This window comes from Nostoc sp., assembly GCF_036917395.1.
Lineage (GTDB): Bacteria > Cyanobacteriota > Cyanobacteriia > Cyanobacteriales > Nostocaceae > Nostoc.
Genome location: NZ_JBALDI010000036.1, coordinates 1 through 25889 on the forward strand (window position 1 = coordinate 1; position 25889 = coordinate 25889).

The 25889-nt window shown below is 40.8% G+C and carries 25 protein-coding genes and 1 pseudogene; 13 read left to right on the top strand and 13 right to left on the bottom strand.

The features are described 5' to 3' along the window. Nucleotides 1–385 precede the first annotated feature (385 nt). The 3 genes from V7K46_RS13045 to V7K46_RS13055 all read left to right on the top strand — a co-directional run bounded on the left by V7K46_RS13045 (nucleotide 386) and on the right by V7K46_RS13055 (nucleotide 2998). On the top strand, nucleotides 386–739 hold the full coding sequence (locus V7K46_RS13045) for a phenylpyruvate tautomerase MIF-related protein (RefSeq protein ID WP_335028098.1): 354 nt from the start codon (nucleotides 386–388) through the stop codon (nucleotides 737–739). Nucleotides 740–818: 79 nt separating this feature from the next. After that, a complete protein-coding gene (rlmN, locus tag V7K46_RS13050; RefSeq protein WP_335113685.1) occupies nucleotides 819–1913 on the top strand; it encodes a 23S rRNA (adenine(2503)-C(2))-methyltransferase RlmN in 1095 nt (364 codons plus the stop codon). A gap of 614 nt (nucleotides 1914–2527) precedes the next feature. Next, on the top strand, nucleotides 2528–2998 hold the full coding sequence (locus V7K46_RS13055; RefSeq protein ID WP_335113687.1) for a hypothetical protein: 471 nt from the start codon (nucleotides 2528–2530) through the stop codon (nucleotides 2996–2998). A gap of 77 nt (nucleotides 2999–3075) precedes the next feature. Here V7K46_RS13055 and V7K46_RS13060 read toward each other — a convergent pair whose 3' ends face one another. Both V7K46_RS13060 and uvrC read right to left on the bottom strand, forming a co-directional pair. After that, a complete protein-coding gene (locus V7K46_RS13060) occupies nucleotides 3076–3255 on the bottom strand; it encodes a replication restart DNA helicase PriA (RefSeq protein ID WP_334797557.1) in 180 nt (59 codons plus the stop codon). A gap of 824 nt (nucleotides 3256–4079) precedes the next feature. After that, nucleotides 4080–5957 (bottom strand): excinuclease ABC subunit UvrC, encoded by a 1878-nt coding sequence (gene uvrC, locus V7K46_RS13065; protein ID WP_335113689.1) that lies wholly within the window; start codon nucleotides 5955–5957, stop codon nucleotides 4080–4082. 615 nt (nucleotides 5958–6572) lie between these two features. On the opposite strand from uvrC, the gene V7K46_RS13070 reads away from it, so the two are divergent. Next, entirely contained in the window at nucleotides 6573–6752 is a 180-nt protein-coding gene (locus V7K46_RS13070) for a hypothetical protein (RefSeq protein ID WP_335113691.1), read from the top strand. A 21-nt stretch (nucleotides 6753–6773) separates the two neighbouring features. Here the strand turns inward: V7K46_RS13070 and V7K46_RS13075 are convergent, their stop codons facing one another. The 7 genes from V7K46_RS13075 to V7K46_RS13105 form a co-directional block, all read right to left on the bottom strand. Then, nucleotides 6774–7196, bottom strand: coding sequence for a response regulator (locus V7K46_RS13075; protein WP_335113693.1), 423 nt, complete (start codon nucleotides 7194–7196; stop codon nucleotides 6774–6776). Nucleotides 7197–7751: 555 nt separating this feature from the next. After that, a complete protein-coding gene (locus V7K46_RS13080) occupies nucleotides 7752–8765 on the bottom strand; it encodes an NF038130 family PEP-CTERM protein (protein WP_335113695.1) in 1014 nt (337 codons plus the stop codon). A 753-nt stretch (nucleotides 8766–9518) separates the two neighbouring features. Then, entirely contained in the window at nucleotides 9519–10721 is a 1203-nt protein-coding gene (locus V7K46_RS13085) for an LL-diaminopimelate aminotransferase (RefSeq protein WP_335113697.1), read from the bottom strand. A 450-nt stretch (nucleotides 10722–11171) separates the two neighbouring features. Further along, nucleotides 11172–11510, bottom strand: coding sequence for a thioredoxin family protein (locus V7K46_RS13090; RefSeq protein ID WP_335113699.1), 339 nt, complete (start codon nucleotides 11508–11510; stop codon nucleotides 11172–11174). 264 nt (nucleotides 11511–11774) lie between these two features. Continuing rightward, on the bottom strand, nucleotides 11775–12551 hold the full coding sequence (locus V7K46_RS13095) for a PspA/IM30 family protein (protein WP_335113701.1): 777 nt from the start codon (nucleotides 12549–12551) through the stop codon (nucleotides 11775–11777). Nucleotides 12552–12883: 332 nt separating this feature from the next. Continuing rightward, nucleotides 12884–13639 (bottom strand): PspA/IM30 family protein, encoded by a 756-nt coding sequence (locus tag V7K46_RS13100; protein WP_335113782.1) that lies wholly within the window; start codon nucleotides 13637–13639, stop codon nucleotides 12884–12886. Nucleotides 13640–13896: 257 nt separating this feature from the next. Continuing rightward, the gene (locus V7K46_RS13105) at nucleotides 13897–15261 is read right to left on the bottom strand and encodes a hypothetical protein (protein WP_335113703.1); all 1365 of its coding nucleotides are present in this window, start codon (nucleotides 15259–15261) and stop codon (nucleotides 13897–13899) included. 247 nt (nucleotides 15262–15508) lie between these two features. Here V7K46_RS13105 and V7K46_RS13110 point away from each other — a divergent pair, with 247 nt between their 5' ends. Further along, nucleotides 15509–16048, top strand: coding sequence for a DUF721 domain-containing protein (locus V7K46_RS13110; RefSeq protein ID WP_335113784.1), 540 nt, complete (start codon nucleotides 15509–15511; stop codon nucleotides 16046–16048). A 470-nt stretch (nucleotides 16049–16518) separates the two neighbouring features. Further along, nucleotides 16519–16833 (top strand): hypothetical protein, encoded by a 315-nt coding sequence (locus V7K46_RS13115; protein WP_335113705.1) that lies wholly within the window; start codon nucleotides 16519–16521, stop codon nucleotides 16831–16833. Nucleotides 16834–16956: 123 nt separating this feature from the next. Here the strand turns inward: V7K46_RS13115 and menB are convergent, their stop codons facing one another. Further along, nucleotides 16957–17790: a 1,4-dihydroxy-2-naphthoyl-CoA synthase gene (gene menB / locus V7K46_RS13120; protein WP_335113708.1), complete on the bottom strand. Its 834-nt coding sequence runs from the start codon at nucleotides 17788–17790 to the stop codon at nucleotides 16957–16959. Between the two features lie 140 nt (nucleotides 17791–17930). On the opposite strand from menB, the pseudogene V7K46_RS13125 reads away from it, so the two are divergent. The 3 genes and pseudogenes from V7K46_RS13125 to V7K46_RS13135 all read left to right on the top strand — a co-directional run bounded on the left by V7K46_RS13125 (nucleotide 17931) and on the right by V7K46_RS13135 (nucleotide 19562). Continuing rightward, nucleotides 17931–18754 (top strand): annotated as a pseudogene (locus V7K46_RS13125) (DUF2887 domain-containing protein). A 276-nt stretch (nucleotides 18755–19030) separates the two neighbouring features. After that, entirely contained in the window at nucleotides 19031–19333 is a 303-nt protein-coding gene (locus V7K46_RS13130; RefSeq protein ID WP_335113710.1) for a BrnT family toxin, read from the top strand. Further along, the gene (locus V7K46_RS13135) at nucleotides 19314–19562 is read left to right on the top strand and encodes a CopG family antitoxin (RefSeq protein ID WP_335113712.1); all 249 of its coding nucleotides are present in this window, start codon (nucleotides 19314–19316) and stop codon (nucleotides 19560–19562) included. Before V7K46_RS13130 ends, V7K46_RS13135 begins: the two co-directional genes overlap by 20 nt. Before the next feature lie 376 nt (nucleotides 19563–19938). On the opposite strand, the gene V7K46_RS13140 is transcribed toward V7K46_RS13135, so the two are convergent. Continuing rightward, on the bottom strand, nucleotides 19939–20088 hold the full coding sequence (locus V7K46_RS13140; protein WP_335113714.1) for a hypothetical protein: 150 nt from the start codon (nucleotides 20086–20088) through the stop codon (nucleotides 19939–19941). Nucleotides 20089–20362: 274 nt separating this feature from the next. Between V7K46_RS13140 and V7K46_RS13145 the strand changes: the two genes are divergently transcribed. Continuing rightward, nucleotides 20363–20641 (top strand): DUF6615 family protein, encoded by a 279-nt coding sequence (locus V7K46_RS13145; protein ID WP_335113717.1) that lies wholly within the window; start codon nucleotides 20363–20365, stop codon nucleotides 20639–20641. A gap of 107 nt (nucleotides 20642–20748) precedes the next feature. Further along, nucleotides 20749–21171 (top strand): hypothetical protein, encoded by a 423-nt coding sequence (locus tag V7K46_RS13150; protein WP_335113719.1) that lies wholly within the window; start codon nucleotides 20749–20751, stop codon nucleotides 21169–21171. 67 nt (nucleotides 21172–21238) lie between these two features. Here V7K46_RS13150 and menD read toward each other — a convergent pair whose 3' ends face one another. Further along, a complete protein-coding gene (gene menD / locus V7K46_RS13155; RefSeq protein WP_335113721.1) occupies nucleotides 21239–22999 on the bottom strand; it encodes a 2-succinyl-5-enolpyruvyl-6-hydroxy-3-cyclohexene-1-carboxylic-acid synthase in 1761 nt (586 codons plus the stop codon). A gap of 48 nt (nucleotides 23000–23047) precedes the next feature. Further along, the gene (locus V7K46_RS13160; RefSeq protein WP_335113723.1) at nucleotides 23048–23230 is read right to left on the bottom strand and encodes a hypothetical protein; all 183 of its coding nucleotides are present in this window, start codon (nucleotides 23228–23230) and stop codon (nucleotides 23048–23050) included. A 133-nt stretch (nucleotides 23231–23363) separates the two neighbouring features. Here V7K46_RS13160 and folB point away from each other — a divergent pair, with 133 nt between their 5' ends. Both folB and V7K46_RS13170 read left to right on the top strand, forming a co-directional pair. Next, nucleotides 23364–23732 carry a dihydroneopterin aldolase gene (gene folB, locus V7K46_RS13165; RefSeq protein ID WP_335113725.1) on the top strand — a complete coding sequence of 123 codons (369 nt, stop codon included), beginning with the start codon at nucleotides 23364–23366 and terminating at the stop codon, nucleotides 23730–23732. Nucleotides 23733–24515: 783 nt separating this feature from the next. Next, the gene (locus tag V7K46_RS13170) at nucleotides 24516–25799 is read left to right on the top strand and encodes a GGDEF domain-containing response regulator (RefSeq protein WP_335113728.1); all 1284 of its coding nucleotides are present in this window, start codon (nucleotides 24516–24518) and stop codon (nucleotides 25797–25799) included. Nucleotides 25800–25889 lie beyond the last annotated feature (90 nt).

Genomic DNA, 25889 nt, shown 5'->3' on the forward strand with positions numbered 1-25889 from the left:
AGGTGGATGAACGAGTCTTTGAGGTGGATGAACGAGTCTTTGAGGTGGATGAACGAGTCTTTGAGGTGGATGAACGAGTCTTTGAGGTGGATGAATGAGTCTTTGAGGTGGATGAACGAGTCTTTGAACCAATGCTTCAGGGATTTCCAAGAAATAAATTATCCAAATAAACGAACCACAGAGACGCAGAGAACACAGAGAAGAGAAATAAAGAGGATTTTTGCGTCAGTTTTGGAATATTTTTTATTTGGAAGTCCCTCAACTTCTAACTCTCCTTCATCCCCCTGCTTTCCCACTCCCCATCTCCCTAATCTTTATACTCTGTACTTCTACGTTTCGATAAACTTAACAATGTGAATAAAATCAAAATTTCCAATTCGGTACTATGCCATTAATTAAAGTGCAAACTTCTGCATCTGCTCCTCAAAAAGCTGAAATTGAGTCAATGCTTTTAAATCTATCAGCCAAGTTAGCGAAACATTTGGGAAAACCAGAATCCTATGTAATGACTGCTTTTGAACCGGGAATCCCCATGACCTTTGCAGGGAATACAGACCCGGTTTGTTATATTGAAATTAAGAGCATTGGCACGATGAAGCCAGACCAAACCGCAGCAATGAGTCAGGACTTTTGCCAGCAGATTAACCAAACTCTAAATGTGCCTAAAAATCGCATTTACATCGAGTTTGCAGACGCCAAGGGGGCAATGTGGGGCTGGAACGGCACAACCTTTGGTTAATTCCCCGTCTTTTTTGGTCAAGATTAACTTGATCTGGCAGGTGTAGGATAGAGATCCTACATCAATTCGTGATTTTTTTATGTCTGCTACGCCTCTTGTATCTCAGGTTGACTTACAAAACCCAGAAAAATCAGAATTAATCCCTCCCCTTCTAGGTGCTTCTCTTGCAGAGTTAAGCACTTGGGTGCAGCAGCAGGGACAACCTGCTTACAGAGGAAAGCAACTGCATGAATGGATCTATGACAAAGGGGCGCGATCGCTATCTGATATTTCTGTCTTCTCCAAGCAATGGCGCAAAGAAGTTGCAGAAATCCCGATTGGGCGCTCAACTTTACATTACCGCTCCGTCGCACCCGATGGCACAGTCAAATATCTTTTACGATTAACAGACGATCAAATTATTGAAACTGTTGGCATCCCCACCTTGGGAGAAAGGGGAGAAGGCCCAAAAGCCCGTCTGACAGTTTGCGTCTCTACTCAGGTGGGTTGCCCAATGGCATGTGATTTTTGCGCTACTGGTAAGGGAGGCTACAAACGAAACCTAGCACGCCACGAAATTGTCGATCAGGTATTGACTGTGCAAGAAGATTTTCAGCAACGGGTTAGCAATGTGGTGTTTATGGGACTGGGTGAACCGTTGTTGAATACTGAGAATGTCCTAGCAGCGCTGAAATCCCTGAATCAAGATGTTGGTATTGGACAGCGATCGCTTACAGTTTCAACTGTTGGTATTCGCGATCGCATCCGTCAGTTCGCGCAAAACAATTTGCAAATTACTCTGGCTGTTAGTCTCCACGCACCCAACCAAGCACTGCGAGAAAAACTCATCCCCAGCGCCCGCGCCTATCCTCTAGAAGATTTGCTGGCTGAATGTCGAGAATATGTAGAAATCACTGGACGCCGCGTTACCTTTGAATATGTTCTCCTTGCTGGTGTCAACGATTTACCAGAACATGCATTACAACTGGCCAAACGCCTGCGAGGATTCCAAAGTCATGTGAATTTGATACCCTATAACCCTATTCAAGAAGTAGACTACAAACGCCCCAACCGCGATCGCATTCAAGCATTTGTCAACGTCCTTAAGCAGCAAAATATTGCTGTTACAGTCCGTTATTCCCGTGGTTTAGAAGCCGATGCTGCTTGTGGACAACTCAGAGCAAGTAAAAATTAAATTTTTTGCAGTCAATTTTATGAATGAATTAGGACTAGCCCTTTCAAGGTGAGTCATAAAATCTCTACTTTACTCTCTGTGTTCTCTGTGCCTCTGCGGTTAAAAAGTAATTTATAGAACCACTCCAGACGCAGAGAACACAGAGATCAGAAAAATTCTTGTCCAAAAATTTTACCCACCTTGAAAAGGCTAGTCGTGAACCTGAGAAATTATCTCTGTTTATCTATGGTGTAAAACCGCCTGAAATCCTTTTTTTAACTTACCCACCTTAGGTAGGTGGATTACGGATATCCGGCAAACCATGTAAAAAATTTAAATGTATAATTTAATTAAGATGAATATCTAAAAAAGGATATTTTTATGCAAAATCAAAATAATGCACTGGATATAACCTTGATTTAGGAAGCTATTCTCAATGCACTGATATTTAGAGAACGTTATGGACTGGAGACGCCAAAGAAATCGCGCAAGCCCATAACGATGAATAAGGCATTAGCTTTAGTTAGCTATTTCAAGCTCCTGCATTTATGTATAGGGTAATTATGAATTATTTTGCCATTTTAAGGGTTTAGCGATCGCTCAACCCAACCTATAACAATTGAGGAAATAACTGGATGTTGAATCGCTTATTAATGGTTAAAGCATGGCTACTCTTGATTGTGCTTGCAAAAGCTTTATCGATGAATTCTACTGCATCTGCACAAGTAATTCAGACGAATCCTCAACAAACCGAGTCTTTTCAAGAAAGAATGACACAACAACATGAGCAGCGAAATCAGCAAACACAACAGCAATTTAAGGAAACATGGCTACGGCAAAACCTTCAAGATCCACGACAACAACAACAACAACAGATAATACAACAGCAAGATTTTACCCGACAACAGCAAGGACTGATACGCCAACAACAATTAAGACTACAACAGGAAGAAACAAGACTACAACAGCAAGATTTTACACAACAGCAACAACTGAGAATACAACAGCAACAACTTAGACAAGATCAACAAATTAGACAACAGCAATTTAGATTACAAGAACAGAGACTACAGCAACAATTCAGACAACAGAAGAATAAGCTGTGAAGTGCTCAAAATTTCTAATAAGTAATTTTATTATTAAAAATTAGAGAAAACATTCTCCAATTTTTAATTTTTATTATCTAGCGATGTGCATAAATTCCTGGCGCATAAGCCTCAATGACTTTGCCAGTGCGAGTACAAGTAATCATCAAGTAGTCACAACTAGGGCATTGTGTGCGAGTTATTTGACTATCATAAATATAATAACGTTCTGCTTGGCAGCCACAATTTGGGCAGTAAATCTTTTGTACTGTCTGCATTTTAAAACCCCTGGTTGTAACTATTTTTTATTTGAGAAAACTGCCAGTTAAAGTAGCAAAAATCTTGGTTTGACCCAACTTAACAAACGACTTTAATATTGGCTGATTATTTTAAACAAAATTTCAAGTTTGAAAAAATTTTCGATATCTCTGTATATTATCCCAAACTTTAAGTGATATTACCCTCCTACTTTAGATACATAATTTGTTTTTTAATTAAATCCTGCTTAGTGATTTACTGATCCCTATGACGAATCCTTTGAGAAAGCCTTCTTTATAGTCATTTCAGACGAATACAAAAAAAGCCGTTCTTGTATTCAAAAATTAAAATCAAGAAAATACTGTATATTTAGTAACAAAATTTTTATCTTAAGATTTAGTTAATATTTGCTGCCAAGATTTATGAGATTAAGTTTTGGTGAGATAATTTCATCAAAACTATCTCACTTATGAGAGATTGTAAATTTACCGTTTCTACACAGCTTAAATTCTCGCAGACAACCTTAACTGAATCATCTGTGAGAGTGGAACTACTATACTGTGGCGTCAGTTTGCGTACCTTTAACAAGGAGATTTTGCCCCTTGTCTTAAGCTCTTATCGTTACCCACATTCGACGATAAAGGCTTCATTGCAATATTAGCCTTAAAATTCTATTCCAAGGCTAATATTGCATTGAGTGGACTTCGGCTATCAGCCGACGGGTATCGAGTGAACACCATACTTTGACTGTTACAAAAATATGGGTAATCGACAAGGGGATTTTGCCTCAAGTTTTGTTAATTGAGATGGTAGCTAGATTTACGCGCCCGCTCTGCTACTCTCCTCAAGTGGGATGAAAATAATCGTAAATTTCTTGAGCTAAACGCGGCCCAATTCCTGGAACCTCAGCGAGTTGTGGGGTTGTTGCTTGCCGAATATAATCAACTGAGCGAAAATGCCCTAGTAGCTGCTTTTGTCGATGATGTCCTAAGCCAGGAATTTCATCTAAACGCGATCGCTTCAATTTATCACTGCGCTGCTGACGATGGAAACTGACTGCAAACCGATGCGCTTCATCTCGCAACCGCCGCAACAACTGCACCCCTGGTTGTTCTGCATCAGTTGTCAAGGGTTTAGATTCTCCCGGTAAAAAAATCTCTTCTCGCTGCTTCGCCAAACTAACAACTCGCAAGTCTTCTAATAAATTCATCTCTTGCAAAACAGCAACAACTGATGATAACTGACCTTTACCACCATCGATCATGATTAAATCAGGCCAATCTGGATTACCCAAACGTGACAACTGCGGATCGTCGCCATATTTGCGAAACCGCCGTTGAATAACTTCAGCAAGACTAGCAAAATCATCTGAATGTCCCGCCGTCACCGTGGGATTTTTAATTTTGTAGTGGCGATAATGCTGTTTGGCGGCTAATCCGTCGATAAACACGACTTGCGAAGCTACAGCATTTGACCCTTGAATGTGAGAAATGTCATAACCTTCGATGCGGTGAGGTACATCTGGTAAATCGACAATAGCGGCTAAATCTTGCATTGCTTGGTGATTGCGATCGCCAAATTTCTGCATTCTTTGCAATTCATACTGGGCATTTCGCTCTACCATTTCAATTAATTCTGCCTTAGTTTGCCGCAAAGGAGTCAAAATCGTCACTTTTTTCCCCTTGCGTTGAGTTAAGACATCCGCCAATATCTCGTTATCTGGTAAATCATGCTGCACCAAAATCTCTATGGGTATTTCCACTGAGTCAGCAGTTTGGTAATGTTCCTCTAAAGCTCGTTGCAAAATAGCTCCCGGTTCTGCGTGAGCATCCGCCACAAAAGCCAAGCGTCCTACTAATTGCCCAGCGCGAATCTGGAATAGTTGAATACAGGCGTATTCTTCGTTGGCTGCCAGTGCGATCGCATCCCGTGAAACTGTATCATCTGGTAAGGAAACTTTTTGATTGGCTGTCAGCGACTTTAACCCAGAAATTTGGTCACGAATCCGTGCTGCTGACTCAAAATTCAAGTTTTCCGATGCTGCGTTCATCTGTTGAGTCAAAATATCAATCAGTTCCTGAGTTCGCCCTTGAAAGACCATCGCTATTTTTTGGACAATTTTGCGATATTCTTCTGGTGGCATCATCTGTTGACACACACCCGGACAACGCCCTAAATCATAATTCAAGCAAGGACGGTCTTTGAAAAGTGGTTGAGGTCGTTGTCGCTGTGGGAAGATGCGCTTGCATAGGCGGACAATTTCTCGCAATAAACCAGCGTCAGTATAAGGTCCGTAAAATTTATCCTTTTCTTTGCCGAATTGGCGTTTACGGGTAATAAAAATTCGCGGATAATCTTCTGACCAAGTGATGCAGAGATAGGGATATTTTTTATCATCTTTGAGCAGCACGTTAAAGTATGGCTGGTGCTGCTTGATCAAGTTGGCTTCTAGCGCTAGCGCTTCGGCTTCAGTATCAGTGACAATGAATTCAATTTCTGTCACCAACTTGACCATCGTGGCGATGCGTTCACTCTTGTTGTAGCCATCCTGGAAATAGGAACGGACACGCGATCGCAACTTACGTGATTTACCTATATATATAATGCGATCGCTTTTGTCCCGCATGAAATAAACCCCCGGTTCCGGTGGAATTTCGGCTAGACGGTTTTCCAATCTTTCTGGCTCTTTAACCAGTGGTAGTATTTGAGTAGATATTGCCACAACCAAAATTAGGTAATCTTTCTCTATTTTAAGAAAAATTATTTTTTCGTGCCGATTTAACAGAGTAATTATCAAGTAAATATAAAATAGGTAGGCTTTTAGGCGGCATACAGATAAGTCTGAGACTCGGTTTCCAACCTAGTACAGTATGGTCTCTACCATCTCAATTAACAAAACTTGGGGCTTTACAAGGGGGAAAATCCCTTGTTAAACTTTGGACACAGTGTACTAGACGCCCTGCTGCAAGCATCAGAACTTTGGAGCCGATGAGAGTTTGTCTAGCTGTCGGCTGCTACTGTCACAATAAAAACTTGGCTTTTTGAATCTATAATTAACATTTTAAAATCAACAATGATTTCTTATTTAAATATTCATTTGTTTAAAAAAATTATTTTATTATCTTAATTTAGCTAAAATTTATATTTTTATTATTAAATATAATTAAATTTTTCAATGTCAATTATATAAAATTTAAATAATAAATTATTATAAAACAATACTTTTAGGGTTCATTTGAACTTATAACATTAAGCGATTTAACGGATTTAGGAAGTTAAATTTACGAATATCATTAGGAATATAGCTATTACAATAATTTCAGGCACGAGTTGAACTATGAATCTCCAAGACTTTGAAGCCCAATACCAGGAAGCTATGGCTGAAACGCTCAATGATTTGCAAACGGCAGTTTTGTTATTAGCGCAAGTACAACATAAAATTTTAAAAATTGGCAGTTCTGTGCAACATATTAGTGAGCGAGTTGAAGAGTTTATTGCAGACCAAAAAGCTGAATAAATGCACATCCAGTAGAAAAGTTTATCTGTGGCGACAAGTCAACTCTTCTTCAATTGTAAGTATAAGATCCTTTAGTTTTAAAGGTTTGACAAAATAGCGACATGCGCCCAAACTCAGAGCTAGTTCTTGATCTGCTTTAAAAGCAAAGGCTGAAACCACAATAATCGGTATTTTTGACAAATCAGGTTTTTGCTGGACTTGTTTTAAAAGCGAATAACCGTCAATATCTGGCAATTTCAAGTCTAATAACATTAAATCTGGCTCAAACTTCTCTATAGTTGAGAAAAAAGTAGAGCCTTCTGATAAGCTTTGGACATTGTACCCAGAATAACTTAGATAGTCACTCAATAACATCCTATTGAGATCATGGTCTTCAACTAGCAAAATTCGTCTAAGTGTGTGTGACCGTAATGGCTGCTCTATATTGAATAATTGTACTGTCATTGCTACCTATTATCTTAAGTAAAAGCCAACAATTATGACCATAAACTAGAACGGGAGTGTATTTAAACTGTAAAACCTATAAAAAATTGACTTCTGTAATCTAGTCAAAGATATTAATAAATTAGATTTAGCTGCACTCCAATACTTAATAATAGTATGCTTGAATATAATCATAATAAAATATTAAGTTTATTTTGGCTACTTTTTGATAATTTATAATGTTAAATAAACGACTAATTTGAAAACTTGAAGTTGCCAAGTTGTATTAGTAAAACTACTTAAGTAATACTGAAACTAACGTAGATTAATTGCCCTTGCTAGAAAAAGTTTCATCTGGATGTTAGAGTAAGCAATACCATTTTCCGAAATTGCTGTTACAAATATATTAGTAGGGGCGTAAATATGTAGACCCTTCCAAACGATTCATTTGTTGCAAATATTTTTATAAATAGTATAACCTAGAAGATTAAATCATCTTATAGCTGGAAATAAGTATTTATAAAAAAAAGGGAGCTATTAGCTCCCTTACTTATTTGTAGTTTTGAACCTGCAATCTTAAATGGATGCTTTTTTAAATTTGCGTTGCATCACAAAGACGCCAGTAACACCCAACAGACCAATTATTATTGATGGTTCTGGCACTCTCTTTGGAGGAGCGGTGTATCCAGGTGTGTGCCAAGTGTAATATTGAGTGCTAGATATGCCGTCATCAGAGGCTGTAATTTCAGATGCAGTGGGGTTAAAGCTATAGGCGTAGTAAGTATTATTGCCATTAACTACCTTGGCAATTTCACTAGCTCCGATTCCGCCTTGGTAGGCGTTTAATGCAGCTTGCACGCCAAGGAGGTCTTTAAATGATGTCAGTTGATCTATTTGAGCTTGCAGCGTTAGCTTCGTAGGAAGAGAGGTTAGAGGCGAGTTCAGCGTTAGTTGAAGTAATGAAATCTGAGTTTGAACTTCTGAAGCGCTTGGTAGAATTGTTTTTCCTGGAAATAGTGATGTCAATGTTTGGGTAAGTTTAGTAGAAACTGTATCTAAGAGTTTGGTCCTTACATCCACTTGACCAACCAATTTCAGTTCCACACCCCCATTTTCTCCGAATTGGAAGCTGCCAATGTTAGGGTCTCCTATTCCCAATAAAGGGAAAAAACTCGTTACTAATGATTGGGTACTTGGTGAAAACCCATTCCACACTGACTTGAATGGAGTATAAGTACCCAACAGATCACTCAGCCATTGCGAACCAAAAGTATTCCAGTCACTAGCAGTGACACTGGTAACGGTGGCACTGTAGTTTCCTTGTGTGGCGGTGAAACCAACGTTAGAAGTTGGGTTTTCGGTACTATACCAAAGCTCCACGTTAGAGGAGACATTATCATCACTCAAGGCTTTGGAGGCAGCTATAGTATCATTTGCAATAAACTTGCCATTTAACCCACCAGTATAAGTTTTAATTTCATTTGGGTTATTGAAACTAAAAGATGTAGCGTGTGCTGGAGCAGTGGCAAGAGCGCTTACACCAATAGCCATTGAGACACCAATTACAAGTTTCTGAAAAGTCTTCTTCATTGTTTTCAAGTCTCTGTTAGTTTGGAAGTTAAGTTTTAAACTACTGCTGTTTTTAGGCTTGAGCTGTATTGAATACAGGCTTTTTGGCAATACGGCTGCTTAAAAGCTTTCTCCGTATTCATCGTATCTTTGTATCTTAGCTGACACCAATAAGCTTAATAAACGCGGAGACCTGATTGGGTAAAGTTCCTGTTAATTATCAATAAAAAAATGAAGAATATTTTGAGATTTATATACGTTTAATTACTTATTTATATAAAAAGTTATAGTTATAAAAAATACGTAAAATAGATTTTGATTTGAGTATAATATAGTCATTCACAGGAGCGCATATCTGTATGGGTGTAAACTTACAGCTATTTTCAGGTAAATAGACCACGCGGTAGGGGCGCAAGGCCTTGCGCCCCTACAACAGATGTGGTTCAAATAGATGAAAACTGCTGTAAGCCTTGGTGAATGGAATTCGCACGCCAGTTGCTCAAGTCGTTAAAGGTTTTTGGCGCTAACTGAACTGTATTGGGGTAAAGCCTCGTGTAGACGAGCCAGTGCGTTGGGCGGGCAATGCCCCACTTGCGCCCCTACGGGGATCTTGCTAGCAAGAGCGTCTTCCAATGTGAGAAGCTACTGGCGTGCGGTTTCTAACCACCCTTTTCGCGTAAAATTGACACGAATGCACAGCTAGCTGCCCCTACTGCGTGTTCCATTCGTAGACTTTGCCGCCAAAAATCCTTGGCGTTCAGCTTGAAAATAAATTTAATGAAGGAACTCAGCCATTCTTTCCACAGCAGTTTCTAACAAAGCTGGCTCATGCACCAAAGCAAAGCGGACATACCCTTCCCCGGATTTGCCAAAACCAGCACCTGGGGAAGCGGCTACACCAGTTTGTTTGACTAGCTGGGTACAAAATTCTATGGAGTTTTGACTCCAAGGTGAGGGCAATTTTGCCCAGATGTACATTGTGGCTTTAGGAGTAGGTACATTCCAGCCAATGCGGTGTAAAGCAGTGATGAAAGCATCACGGCGCTGCTGGAAAGTAGCAATAGCAGATTTTACCCCAACTTGAGGGCCAGTTAGGGCAGCGATCGCACCATTCAAAATCCCCCGATACTGATTAAAATCAACAGCAGCTTTTACTTGGCGTAAGGCGTTAATTAACTGGGCATTACCGATGGCGTAGCCAATGCGGAAGCCGCCCATATTGTAGGACTTGGAAAGGGTGAAAAATTCAATCGAGACGCTTTTCTCTGGATCAGCTTGCAGAATCGAGGGAACGAGGGATTTTGGATTGGGAAGATTCTTCTCCCAGTGCCCATTCGCCTCAAATACCAAATCTACGTAGGGGAAATCATGAACCAAGGCAAGATTGTGTTGTTGACAAAAGGCGACAGCTTCTTGGAAGAATGATATTGGAGCGATCGCAGCCGTGGGATTGTGAGGATAACTTAATACCATCATCCGCGACTGAGCCAAGACTGGGGCAGGAATATCAGCAAACACTGGTAAAAAAGCGTTTTCTTCCCGTAGTGGCATTGGGTAGATTTGACCACTGGCTAGGTAGACTCCCCCGGCATGAGAGGGGTAACCTGGATCGAGCAACAGGGCAAAATCTCCTGGATTGAGTAAAGCTAGGGGTAAATGGGCTGTGCCTTCTTGAGAACCAATCAGAGGTAGTACCTCAGTTTGGGGATCGACTTTGATACCAAATTTTTGTTCGTACCAGTTGGCTGCGGCTTGGCGAAACCCAAAAGTACCGTTAAACAACAGATAGCCGTGGGTACTGCGATCGTGAAGAGATTGGGCGATCGCCTCGATGACGTGCGCCTCGGCTGGTAAATCAGAAGACCCCAACGACAAATCAATTACTTGTTGTCCAGCTACCAAAGCGACTGCCTTGGCTCTGTCCATATCAGCAAATACATTAGATTGCAGGGGTTGTAAACGCTTTGCAAATTGCATATTAGTCAAGAGTCAAGAGTCAACAAGAGGACTCTTGGGACAAAAGGATAGGGGGACTTTGGGGTTACCCCATAGATAAAATCTAGTTGCTCTGAACAAGGACGCCTTATACCTCGTTGCAAGCAATCTTATACCAATTCTGTATGAAGATGCGCCAAACTATATGAGGAACGAACCGCAAAGGGCGCATTCGCGCAGCGTCTCGTAGAGAAGGACACAAAGAAGAAAGAAAATTTGGCGCAGCCTCACAAAAAATGGTATTATGAAAGACTTTTCTTTTTCTGCATAAATGAATTCACTCTTCTTGAAAAGAAAGTAGACAAGGGGTTTTTTCTTTTTTCTCAAGTCCCCAAATCTGCCCTTTCAAGAGTCGTATAAAGGTCAAGAGTCAAGAGTCAAGGGTGAAAAACTCTTGGTATTTTGACTGTGGACTTTAATATTCACTAATGACTAATTACTATTTAAGTGCGTATCTAGGAGGCTAAGTAATTTTTCTTTGCTGATGACTCCCTCAGTAGATTCTAATAGTTTGTCTCCTTGAAATAGTCTCAGGGCTGGCACGCCTTCCACTTGGTACTGCTTAACAGTGACTGGGTTGGGGTCAATTTCCATTTTAACGATTTTGAGGCGATCGCTATATTTGGTAGCAGCTGAGTTAATTACGGGCGGCATCAATTGACAAGGCCCACACCAGGAAGCCCAAAAGTAAACTAATACAGGCTGTTCAGCTTTTAACACTTCTGTTTCAAACTCAGCATCAGTTATGGTGGTGATTACAGCCTTACTCATTGCAGTCTCCATCAGGTGGCGATCAAAGTTGACACACACAATACTTTATCCCAAAGTAGTCAATAGTTATTAGGACTGTTAACTATTGACTACGAATTTTATATTTTAGATTTTTTGGTTCATACCCTGCCCCAAACAACTCTTGGAGACACTAACGCGTAGCGTTCCGCAGGAAAGTCCAAAATCCAAAATTGGTTGACTAATGACGTAAAATCCCACAGCCAACAGGTGTGGGACTGGCTCAAAATTTGTTTTCTGCCAATTTTACAGCTGATCCAATTGCTTGCGTAGGGAATCCAACTCGGCATCAACTACCTCATTAGACTTAGCAGCAGTGGTTTGTTGTTGCGGTGGCAGTTGGGGTTGACTTACTGGAGTAGCGGGTGGTAACATTTGTGCTTTCAAAGCTGCCAACTCATCATCAACATCGCTACCACCTTCCAACTGGGCAAATTGGGTTTCTAAATCTGCACCTGCTAACTCTCCTTGTGCCTGGGCCCGGGCTTCTTGCATCAAGACTTTTTCTTCCATCCGCTCGAAGGCAGACATTGCACTACTGGTATTCATCCCACGCACCATGCCTTGGAGTTGCTCTTGGGCTTTGGCAGTAGTGATTCTAGCTCTGAGCATTTCTTTCTTGGTCTTAGCCTCAGAAATTTTGCTTTCTAGCTGGATTAAATTGCGCTTGAGGGTTTCAACTTGAGTGCTTTGGGTATCCAAACTAGCTTTGAGGGCGGCGCTGGTGTCAGTATAAGTCTTCTTGCGCTCTAGAGCTTGTCGGGCTAAATTTTCATCACCTTTTTGCACCGCCAGTTGGGCATTGCGTTGCCACTTATTGATTTCATTTTGGGCATCACTGTACTGTTTTTCGCTGCGTTTTTGGGCGGCGATCGTCTGGGCTACTCCCTGACGCAGCTGAACCAAGTCTTCCTGCATTTCCAGGATGGCTTGTTCTAGCATTTTTTCAGGGTCTTCGGCTTTGTTAACCAGGTCGTTGAGGTTAGAACTAACTACTCGTTTAATCCGATCGAATAATCCCATAACTTTGTTTTTCCTTGTGTGGTTTACGCTTTTAGTTGGACAGTTAGCTTTTTTACTTTTTAATAGCCACCTATTTCAATGTAATCTTTCCAGTTTGGATCGGTACCTCCCAACAACTCTTAATTGTTAACTTAGAACTTGCACTAGTCCCCACAACAGTCTCGGAATGAATTCTAAGGTTATAGCTAAACTCTTCTAAAGAAGACTGAGTGAGGGTTGTAGTCCAGCAAGCGTGGACTTGCACTATTAGCTAGAGATATTTATTCTCTGGCGGGATATGGGGCAGGCGCAAGATAGAAGTTAAGATATTTCCTGCGGCAACTACCCAAACTTCAAGAGTCCTGAGTTTTGGGTAACTCCTGTTGGGGAGGCTGCCCTATCTTCTGGTTCTCGTGGGTGAGGAGACTGTTGTACTGTGTGTTTTCTGCCTGGTTTAAAACCTGTACCTTCATCGCTGCCAATTCGGCATCCACATTATTAGTAGATTCCAAGGAAGTAAATTGTGTCTCCAAGTCGTCGCTACCGAGTTGAGCTATTGCTTCTGATTTAGCTTCTATCTGCAAAACTTTTTCTTCCATGCGCTCAAAGGCATTCAGACTGCTGGTGGCAGAAACTGTGCCAAGCATTTCCTGGAGGCGATAAGACGCTTCAGCAGAACGGGCGCGAGCAATATACATATCTTTTTTAGTTTTCGCCTCGGCAATTTTTAACTCTAGCGATCGCATATCCTTTTTTAGCCTAGCTACTATATCGTTTTGCTGCTCTATCTGGGAAAAGAGGGCTGTAGTGGTTTCTTTATAAGCTTGGCGCTTAGTCAAAGCTTCGCGTGCTAGGGGTTCGTTGCCTTGTTGCAGGGCCAATTGGGAGCGGCGATACCATTCTTCTGTTTGAGAGTTGGCAGCGGCTGCCTGTCGTTCGGTGCGTTTCTGGGTAGCGATCGCTTGTGCTACACCCTGCCGCAACCGCACCAGATTTTCCTGCATCTCTAGGACAGTTTGCTCCAGAATCTTTTCTGGATCTTCTGCACTGCCGATCAAACTATTGAGATTAGCGCGAATCACCCGCAGGATACGCTTGATTAATTCCATGTCGGCTCTCCATTCACGAAATTCAGTGCTGAGTAATGAGCTTTGATAATTACTGATCACCGCATATGTGGATGCCACATCCCAACTAACTTTGTGCTGAGTATTAAGACTCCTGACTTAACCAAGAGGATGCCAAAAGTGGTAGATACGGCAACACAGATAATTAAAATGTCCTCGTGTCCCCGTATCCTGTTTACGCAAGACTCAGCACTTATGACTCAGGACTGTTATCTCATGGTATCGTAGATTTTTGCAACTCATGGCTGCTGAACTCGTGGCTTAATTCCCTTTGCCTGTAACAATTGCATCTGTTTTTGTACTTGCTCTTTAGTTTTAAAAGCACCGAGATAAATCAATTCTTTGTTGGCTGATAAATAAGCATCGGGAACTACTTGCCGGGCTGAGGCAAAAACCGCGCCTTTATTATCTATCACTACATGATAGAACCCATCTGTTCCTGGTTTGATTTCTGCATTCGGCTTTGATGAGGTTGCGATTGGCTTGGGTGAGGTTTTTGTCGGTGAAGTGGGAGGTAAATTCCGAAGGGGCAAGGGCTGTAGCGTCGGTACTGGTGCTAAGGCGATTGGATTTGTCGGTTTTAGGGCTGTGTTGGGGTTAGGTAATGCCGCTTGAGGATTTGCGGGGTTTTGGGGAACGACTGGATTAGGCACTACTGCCAAGGTTGGTTGGACTTTAGGTTTTAAGCCAACTACATCATTGGGGTCTTTCACCTCAGGAAACTCTTGGGCAGCTAGATTGGGATACTTGGGTATAGATGTGGTTGGTGGCTGGATCTGAGGTTGAACATTACTCCCAACTTCCTCAGTATTTTCTGATGCGGGAGACGAGTTGCCGTTAAACAACTTGCCTAAATTCCACTGTGACAAACTTTTGGGATTGAATAATACATAACCCAAGGTAAGACTCGCTACCAATAGCAGCAACATCGAGCCGATACCCAAAGGTGATAGCAGACTGTCACTATAATTGCTTGGTTTCTTGGTTTCTGGTTGTTCTTCTGTCAGACTTCGCAGCAGTGCTTCACTAGATTCTAAATAGTCATCTGGATGCTTAGGGGTGTCATCTGGCTGCAAAAGATTTTTGCTCTTGGTATTTTTAACGACTGCTGGCACGATGCTGCTACTAAAGTTGGGCGGCGGTGGTGGAAGTTGAGTTTGTGTTTTAGGAGAATCGGAGGTGGAGGACACATCAAGATTATTTAGTTCCTCAGTCTTTGCCGTAGCAGGCACTGGGTTCTTTTGAGGATTCACAGCTAGAGAAGATGTGGGTGGTTCGTCAATTTTTGCCGTAGCTGGCGTTGAGGTTCCCTGAGGATTCACGGGTACAGATGCAGGGGGCACGTTGGTTTTAATTTGCGTTGCTGATGAGTCAGTTGTGCCTGATGTTGTCGGAATGGCAGTCAACGGCTGGGGTTGGCTGCTCATGTAACTTACAACACGGGGCTGGTTTGATGACACCAAACCAGTTCGTGTGCGTCGATATCGAGCTAACTCTTGATCTAGCGGCACTTCTAAACTCGCTAGTGCTGCTGCTAGTGCTGGTTTCAACCCAGGTTTTTTAGACGATTGAGTACTGGAATCGTTTAGGGGGTTTTGAGTCATTGCCTCTGTGCCTCAAACGGAGATTGCTGAAATTAATTTGAGATATATTTGTGACAATAGTAGCGAAAATTATTTAAATAGATAGACTGAGGATTGGGCATTGGGCATTGGGGACTATAAAAGATAGATTTTCAGGCTTTGTTGTGAACAATAGTTTATGGAAGTTTATCTTAGAAATAGGGTATGGAGCCTCACTCAGCACTCCTCACGGGCTAAACCATAGCTATCGCTAACAACACTTTTAATGATGTCGTTGAAATCAATTAATGATATTTTAGGCGTTCTGGAAAAACAGGCTAAATGGCAGGAGCAACCATTTCAACGCCTGCTCAAGTATTGGGCAGAAGTTGTTGGGCCAGTGGTTGCTGCACATACTCGACCATTGTCGATTCAGCGCGATGTTTTGTGGGTAGCAACTTCTAGTGCTGCTTGGGCGCAAAACCTGACTTTTGGTCGCACGTCTGTGCTTTTAAAGTTGAATAAAAAGCTGCCAACGCCTTTGGTTGATATTCGCTTCTCTACTGCTGGCTGGCAGAATCCATCTGTGGAGAGAAAACAGCAACAAACGGTTTCGCCCCATGAGCATCCCAGTTACCTTGGTGATGAGATTAGCTGCCCTAATGTTACACCCACCAATGATGTAAATGCTGCTTTTGGGCATTGGGGTAAGATCATGCGATCGCGATCGCATGGCTTACCCCTTTGTCCCCAGTGTGAATCTCCTACCCCACCCGGTGAACTCCAGCGCTGGGCAGTCTGTTCTGTCTGTGCTGCTAAACAGTTTTGAAGGAAGTCAATCCTTACCTAAATTAAAAGCAAAATAGTTTAGCGATTATTCGTTAAGCAGAATTATCCTGGAGTAATTTGCTGCTGCCACATGGAAAAGTTCTGATTACTCATAAAAAATATTATATTTAACTGCTAAAGTATGCCGAATGTCGTATGCAAAGCGGACTATTTATCTAAAATTATATCAGTGAAGCCATCCTTCAGGAGGAAGTTAAAAGGCTGGATAAATCAAAAGTTTTAGTTTTAGTCTTGATCCCTAATAACTTTTCGCCAAAATCCATAGCTAACCACTCTCGGAATTATTTAAATATATAACAAGAATCTAAAAACATCATGAAGTTTATTTTTTCCTTGGGATCGCTGAAACCTAGATAATATAAGGGCTTTTTGGCTTTTTTCCGTATTTATATATAGAAGCAAAATGGAAGAATGAAATTCAGCCAGAAACGGCACTAAAGATCAATCCAAATGAAACCCATTAAATTTTTAGCATCTGCCTGTAAATATTGCCGTCATTACCAGCCAGAAGGTCGCCGTGGCGGAACCTGCCAGCAGTTGGGAGCACCAGTTCAAGCTAGTTGGAAGGCTTGTCCTTTGGCGCTCGCACCTTTTGCACCTTCTTGGGAAACCTTGGAAGATGCTTGGGGTTTGCCAGATGCAGCCCCAGTTTTAACATCTTCTCAATCCCTAGCCTCAGATTTAGACAATGCTGCTCTTGCGCCTGTAGAGGAAACAGCTGCTTTTATATCTGAACAGGTAAAGACTAAAGCAGTGGTTATTTAGTCATCCATTATTACTGAATTGAGTTTGTAATTTTCTATAAGATTTGTTTTTAAGATTTTTAGTGCTGTAAAAGTTGACATATACAAAAATCGCACCTCACTAAAGGCTGCGATTTTTGCAATTTTAAGGTAACCAAGGAAAAGAGCGGAAATCTGGTGGACGCTTTTCAAGAAAGGCTTGTTTGCCCTCAGACCCCTCTTCTGTCATGTAATAGAGTAGGGTGGCATTGCCAGCGAGTTCTTGTAAACCAGCTTGTCCGTCACAATCAGCATTGAAGGCGGCTTTGAGACACCGAATTGCGATCGGACTTTTTTCTAAAATCTCCTGCGCCCATTGGATACCTTCCACTTCTAGTTGTTCCACTGGGACGACGCAATTAATTAAGCCCATTTCTAGAGCTTGTTGGGCATCATATTGGCGGCAGAGAAACCAAATTTCTCTAGCTTTTTTTTGTCCGACAATGCGGGCGAGATAGCTGGCTCCAAAACCACCGTCGAAACTGCCGACTTTAGGGCCTGTCTGTCCAAAAATGGCGTTATCGGCGGCGATGGTAAGGTCGCAAATCAAGTGTAGGACATGTCCACCACCGATCGCATATCCAGCTACTAAAGCAATCACCACTTTCGGCATGGAACGAATCAGGCGTTGTAAGTCCAGCACATTCAACCGGGGAATGCCAGTTTCGTCCACATAACCCGCATGTCCCCGCACACTTTGATCGCCACCAGAACAGAAGGCATATTTGCCATCAGTGTGTGGTCCATATCCAGTAAATAAGACAACACCTATAGTAGTATCTTCACGAGCATCAGAGAAAGCGTCGTACAGTTCAAAGACAGTTTTAGGACGAAAGGCATTGCGTTTGTGGGGGCGGTTGATGGTGATTTTAGCGATGCCATCGTTTTTTTGATACAGAATATCTTCGTAGGTTTTGGCAGTTTGCCAGTTAATTTGCATTGGTATGGAGTACGCTGTTGCTTCAAGAATTTTATCGCGGTCTTGGGGACAAGCGATACCTACGGTGGGCTACGCCTACGCTAAAATTTGTATCTCAAGCCTTTACAATCTGCTAATTGTCTGGGTATTGAGGAATAAAAATGCGACGTGACACCATCTTCTACAAATTATTTAAGCAATTTCCTGGTTTGCTGTTTGAATTAGTAGATGAACCACCCCCAGAAGCGGAAAACTACCAGTTTGAATCAGTTGAAGTCAAAGAAACGGCATTTCGGATTGATGGAGTGTTTTTACCTCCGGCTAATGCAGTTTCCAAAACCGTGTTTTTTGCAGAAGTACAGTTTCAGAAGGATGAAGACTTATATCACCGCTTCTTTAGCGAATTGTTTTTGTTTTCTACCGCCACTCTATCCGTTACGATGACTGGTTTGGGGTAATAATTTTTGGCGATCGCAGCCTGGAACCTTCTAACTCAACAATTCACCGCGCTTTGTTAGAAAGTGGACAAGTCAGGCGGGTTTATCTGGATGAGTTGGGGGATTTGCGACAACAACCTTTGGGATTGGGTTTGATGTTGCTGACAAATGTGACTTCTGAAACAGAAGCAGTGGAAGGGGCGCGGTTTTTACTAGAGCAAGCACGGCAACAATCGGAGCAAGCGATAATAGATTTGGTGACGACGATTATCGTCTACAAGTTTTCTACCTTAAGTCGAGAGGAGATTCAAGCGATGTTGGGACTAAATCTGGAAGAACCACGGGCTATTCGGGAAGCGGAGAAAGAAGGAGAAAGAAAAATCGTTTTACGACTATTAAATCGGCGCGTGGGTAATATTCCTGATGCGCTTCTCTCCCAGATTCAAGGGTTATCGGTGGAACAGTTGGAAGCTTTAGGTGATGCTTTGTTGGATTTCTCTACTCTTGCTGATTTGGAAGGGTGGTTACAAGGTGAAGTAAGGGGGTAAGTTTCACCCAGAGACGCACAGAAGAAGGGCGATCGCACTCCGTAAAATAATTATGGCTACAAATAAAGTTTCCCGAACTGAACAAGCAGTTGCAGACACGCGGGTATATCAGAAGCAGTGGAAGAAGAAGCGCGATCGCTCGTCCTGTGACTGTTAAAACGACTATTTGGTGAAATTACTGAGGAACGTTGGAAGCGTTGGCTTTGGTGTTCTTGCGATTGAGATTGCGATCTCTGACTAAAGTATTGACATTTGTATATACAAATATTATAATATATGACAGAGGCTGTATCAGGCTTTGACTGGGATGATGGAAATATTGAAAAATGTCAAAAGCACGGAGTCTCATTAAAGGAAATTGAGGCTTTGTTCCTTGATAAAAGTCTTAGGGTTTCACCTGACATAAAGCACTCTGAAAGTGAGGATAGATTTATTGCAACAGGTGTATCAATCAAAGGTAAATATATTTTCGTAGGATTTACATTCCGGGAAAAGCAAGGAAAAAGGTTAATTAGACCGATCAGCACTCGTTACATGAGAGAGAAAGAGGCGAAAAAATATGAAGAAAGTATTTCCTAAAATCAAAACTGATGAAGAATTAGAAAATTTACTAGATGAAGATTTGTCAGATTATCTTCATCCTGACAACTTTAAGCCCGTTACTTTTGAATTTCAGCCTAAAGACAAAACTGTAAATCTAAGAGTATCAGAGGAAATGCTAGAAACAGTTAAAACTGTATCTAAAAAAGAAGGTATTTCCTACCAAAAGTATATCCGAAGGGCAATAGAAAGGTCTTTGGGTGAATAAATAATTCAAAAATCGCACAATCTAGTAATCAGAATTAAATTTTGTAGAGTGGGCATTGCTTTGAATACTTTGTAAACCTATTCTATATTTTTTTCACAATGCCCACTATGCTAGCTGCGATCACGGACTTAGAAGGGTGGTTGCAAGGTCGATTAGAAAGTTAAGAGCGATCGCACTCCATAAAATAATTATGTCTACAAATAAAGTTTCCCCAAGTGAAGAAGCATAGGAAGCGGTGGAAGAAGCAGTGCGATCGCTCGTCCTGTGACTGTTAAAACGACTATTTGGTGAAATTACTGAGGAACGTTGGAAGCGTTGGCTTTGGCGTTGTTGGAATTGAGATTGCGATCGCTGATTTGTAAGGGTGGTTACAAAATCAATCAGTAGATTCCTGAGTTAATTTTCTCGCTTTTCTTATATCTTGAAGCTTCATGTTTTCAGCAATAAGCTCTTGAGCGCGAGCTTGAATTTTTGCTAGACGTGCTGGTGGAAGTTTTTCCATTACATCACTCAGTTTTGTTGTCATAACTTCATTCTTTTTTTTCTTTCATTTCATCAATTTTATACAAGCAACTGGGCAAACTAAAAATGAACATGCGATCGCTAAGATTTGTGTCTCGTGCAGAGACGTAGAGGCGCAAATAAGAGAGCAAGAGTTTTGTTTATTCAAATGCAAACTTACTGTAAATACGTTGTGCAAAGCTTTGTGCATCACTAATGGAAAGTTTTTATCAAAAGCGGATGAATAAATTATTGATATTATCTCAAATGGTTTGAATATATACAATTATTTATTGATTATGAAAAATATTTGCAAACAAATTCATCAATCTGCTAAATATGTTAATTTATGGCTCACTAAACAGCCTAATGTAAATGAAGAGTCACTGACTGATTGGTTGTTATTTGATATATCTACTAAAGTGCCAAATATCCTCTATCATACTTTTACTCGGATTCAGGAGGCTCGTCAAACTGGGGCAGATTGGGAATGGTGGATTTTATTTCCTCAGAAGAACTATGTACGTTTCCGCGTCCAAGCTAAGAAATTATCAACTGATGATAACTATAAAAAATAGCCTATGCTAATAAGTATGGTCTTCAAATTTATAAATTTTTAGAAGACTCTAAACAAGCTAATGCAATTTCTCTTTATGCACTCTATAGCCCAGCTATTAACTATGAGATGTGCAATAATCAACTGAGCAATCAAAATGATGGAGTTTTTATTGCAGGTGGTCAGCAAATCCATAACACTTTTATTTTAGGTTATCCCCTGAAAATCACAGCTACTGACATTCTCAAGCTCTGTAGACCATTTTCTTGCTTTGCTTGTTGTCCCTTAATTACAGCAAATGGTGGTGGATTACAGCACTATTTAAAACAATATTTTCAACTTGAAATGACATCAGGATCACCAAAATACAATAACTTTAGAGGTCTTCATGATGAGCTTCCAGAGTATTTGTTGTCATTTATGGACAAGGTGCGGGTTGGTGTTCCTGAATGGTGGGAAAACGAATTTCAGTTTGAAATGGGTGATTTCAATGCTCTTTTAGTCTACGATTTTCGTGACCAAAGCTCTGATGACCAAGACATACCTTTTTAACGAACTACGAAGGCATCAGCGTTTAACCTAATCGCTATATTGAATTCTGCTATTCAGCAATAAAAACTTAAATGTCAATATCGGCGGCAAACTTCCTTAAATTTTCCTGTCGCCACTTGGCATCAGCTTTACGATTTGTCTGCAACTCAAAAACTCGAATTCCTTGAGTTGGTAGTGGGTTTAATCTTTGCTGCAACTGCTGCCAAGAAGTAATCAATTCATGTTGCACATTATAAGTAGCGCACAACTGAGCAAAATTAATATCCTGGGGAGTGCCAAAAAACTCTTCAAATGGTGGGTCAAATTTGGCAATGGGTAACATTTCAAAAATTCCCCCGCCATTGTTGTTGATTAACACAATTGTGAGATGTCCGACAAAATTATTGCGGATTAAAAAACCATTAGTGTCATGTAACAGAGCTAAATCTCCCGTTAACATCACACTACTTTGCTGGCGATGGGCAATTCCTAAAGCAGTGGATAATGTGCCATCTATGCCATTTGCACCCCGGTTAAAGTGCGATCGCACTCCTAAATTATTCGGTTTCCAGAAATATTCCACATCCCGCACAGGCATACTATTGGCAATAAACAGAGGCGTTCCTGGCGGTAAAATCTGAGAAATTAACCAAGCTGCTTTACTCTCAATGATTTCATCTATTTTCCCCATCGTCTGGTCAACAGCTAACCTGACTTGAGCTTCTGCATCACACCATTTATGCACATAGTCTGAGGAAAAAGATAAATTTCTCTCCTCTACCTTTATGTCTTCTACAGATATCCGTAAATGCGTCGTTCTCCCGTGTAAAGGGTCGAGATTTTGGTCACTAGGGTCAATTACCCAGCGTCGTGCTTGGGTTGCATCTATCCAGGTACGCAGTTCTTTACTCGTAGGCATTTCTCCTACCTGAATCACCATTTCGGGCGCTAACTGCTTTGCTAATTGCTGATTTCGCAAAATCAGGTTGTATGTGGAAATCAAATAAGGGTTGAGTTCGGCATAATTTCTGACTGGGGAGAGTCCCTCAGCTAGCACAGGCCATTTGAGAGTTTGGGAAAGTTGCGCGATCGCTCTACAATATTCCTGTGGTTGCTGTGGTTGGGCAACACCTGCGATAATAATGCCGCGATCGCATTCTTTCCATTCTTGGGGGATGGGGAGTAGGGAGTGGGGAGTAGGGAATGGGGTGGTGTTTGCTATTCCTGCGAAAAAGTCTTCTGGGTGGAACTGGGACTGTAAATAACTCAAGTCAGTTCCATCAGGAAGAGGCGCTAAGGGATCGCGAAAGGGAATATTCAAATGTACTGGGCCCTTTGTAGGAATTTGCGCTCTTTCCCAGCTATGAATTATTATTTGTCGCAGGTAAGCTAGCATTCCCAGATCAGCGGAGGGTAAGGCTAACTCTGTTTGCCAATTTGGGTAGTTTCCGTATAATTTCAATTGATCTACAGTTTGCCCAGAGTGACAATCTCGCAATTCTGCTGGTCTATCGGTGGTTAATACTAACAGTGGTACGCGACTATATGAGGCTTCAATTACTGCTGAATAAAAGTTAGCTCCTGCTGTACCAGAGGTGCAAACTAGTACCACAGGACGTCCAGTTGCTTGAGCTTGTCCCAAAGCAAAAAAGGCGGCTGAACGTTCATCGAGAATGGAAATCGCTTCAATCTCAGGTACTTGTTGAGCAAAGGCGACTGCTAAGGGTGTAGAGCGTGATCCAGGACAAATGATCGCACAAGTCAATCCCAACCGCTTTAGCGTCTCTGTTAAGATATAAGCCCAAAGTTGATTAACATTCCTATAAGCGATCGGCATTAAATCAAACATAGCTATAAAACAATCTGAAATTTTAGATTTTGTCTAGGGAAATTCAATTTAAAATCCATCTGGGAAAGTTGAGCGAACAGAAGACCGAAGGAGGGAAGCCGAACTCGGAACTTCCAAAGCAGCTTGACCTAAAGGTGGATTACAAGCCTGACAATTCAGGTTATCTGGAAAAGCCAACGCGAAACCTAACCCCTCAGCCCCCAACCCTACAAGGGTTGGGGGAGAATTCAAAGCCTCTCTCTTAAAAGGGGAGAGGAATGGAAGTGAGGTTTTCTAACACTGCTACGCAAGTTTGTGAGAAAGAAAATCTCCAGGCAAACTTGTTCCACTTTCTACAAAATGCACAATTTGCTCTCAAACTTTTATGGACTGCATTCATTTAACGGGAATTCGCTGCTATGGCTACATTGGGTATCTGCCAGAAGAAAAGGTGCTAGGACAATGGTTTGAGGTGGATGTAAGGTTATGGTTGGATATCTCCACAGCAGCCAAGACTGACGCGATCGAAGACACTTTAGATTATCGCAGCGTCATTAGCTTGATACAACATCTGGTCAAAACGTCTAAATTTGCTTTGATAGAGAAATTGGTAACAACGATCGCAGATTCTATTCTCCAAGAATGCGATCGTGTAACACAAGTCCAAGTCACTCTAAGTAAACCTGCTGCACCTATTCCAGACTTTAGTGGCAAAATTAGCATTGAACTGACTAAAAGTAAGTCCAATCTATAAAGCACAAAACGTGTTTTTTTTCAATATCTATAAGCTAGCAAAGAAAGGGGGTTTACGTGGAGCATGGAAGTATCTCACGAAGAGAATCTTTCCTACGATTACCCCCAGCACCCGCTGATTATCAAAAAACTAAAAAATCCTGTGATCTGCTGATGAGCATTTAACTTGCATATTTTCAGATTACAGGATTTGTGATTAAGTATTAACCAGAAGCGATAAATATTTATAAGTAACACCATTTCACCTACTATTCAAAATTTAAGATAGTCTCAGACTGTAATTTAGATCCAGACTGAGACAAAAACTATTTGTAGACAAAGCAGTATTAAACTCTTGAAATGCAGATATTTATTAATTTTTAGTAGTAATTTAATGAAGCCATATTATATACATAAAACACACTATATCATTTATCTTAACTTACATTAAAGTAATATACTGTGATTTTAAGAACTTTTATTCTTGATTAATTTTTAATACTTAGTATTTATGCTTCTCTGAAGAAAAGCTATTGCATATTTTTGAAAATCACTTTTTGATTATTGGTAATTATGCACTAATTTATCCATAATGCTAATAACATGATACTAACTGTATGAACTGATTAGAATTAGCTTTGACAAGTACAGAAATTATGGTAATTTAATAACATGTTATTTGCTTATTAGTCAGTATTTATATGAAGACAGGTAGTTGCAGATTGTTTATGATAATATAATAACTTTCAGATCGAGTTGACACTGACAACACAAATCTGAACCCTAGCAAACAGGTTATTGTAACATGTTCGCCCATAAAATCCTAGTTGTTGAGGATGAAGAATTTTTTGCCTCAAATATTAGAAAAAGTTTACAAAAACTAGGTTATTCTGTTTCAGAAATAAATAAGTCTGGTGAAGATGCAATAAAAAAGGTAGCAGAAACTCATCCCCATTTAGTATTAATTGATATCTGCCTAGCTGGAGAAGTTGACGGTGTACACGTAGCGGATATTATCCAGAATCACTTCCATGTGCCTATAGTGTATCTAACAGAGGATTCAGAATATAAAATATTACATAAAAATCAGCTAAGTAAGCCTTTTAGCTACATAGTCAAACCATTTCTTGAAAGTGATTTACATTTTGCGATTGAAATGGCTCTGCACAAACATCAGAGCCAAAACATATTATACGAAGAAAAACAGAGGCTGGCGGCAATTATCAATAGTATGGGCTGTGCAGTGATTGTGACAGATGCAAATGGTTGTATTCAAATGATGAATCCCATAGCAGAACTAATCTCTGGCTGGAAGCAAAGTGAAGTGTTCGGTAAAGATTTAGTAGAAGTCATTAACTTAGTTGACAAAGATGTAGGAAAAACAATTGAAAATTTAGCCAGATATGTAATCGAAGCAGGTGAAGTTTTGAATCTCCCAGAAAACTGTACACTGATTACCAAAGATGGCAAAGAAATAGCGATTGAAAATAGTGTTTCACTCATCCGTGATCAAAATGGCAATATTACTGGCGCGGTTTTGGTTTTTCAAGACATCACCAAACGCAAGCAGACAGAGGCGCAACTGATCCGCAATGCGTTTTATGATGGGCTGACAGGATTACCGAATCGTGTTTTATTCGTAGATAGGCTCAGACAAGCAATTGAACGTAGCAAACGCAGAAGCGATTATTATTTTGCAGTTTTATTTTTGGATTTAGATGGCTTCAAGGAGATTAACGATCGCTTTGGGCATGGAATAGGGGATGATTTTTTAGTAGCGATCGCTCGACGCTTAGAGTCATGTTTACGCGGTGGCGATACTGTAGCACGATTTGGTGGTGACGAGTTTACTGTTCTTTTAGAGGATATTAAAGACATTACCGACGCCATCAATGCTGCCAAACGTATTCAAGACTCCTTACGATTGCCACTTAACCTGAATGGATATCAATTATCTACTACAGCTAGCATTGGTATTGCTTGGAATTTTAGTAATTATGAGGAACCTGCAAATATGTTACGCGATGCTGATATTGCTATGTACCGAGCTAAACGGCAGGGAAAAGCTACTCATGCCATATTTAGTTAATTAGTCCTTTCTGCTGCCACTTCCATCAAATTACTCTAATTTATTTACAGCTATAGCAGTTCTCGCTTGCGACAAATACAGGTTATCGTA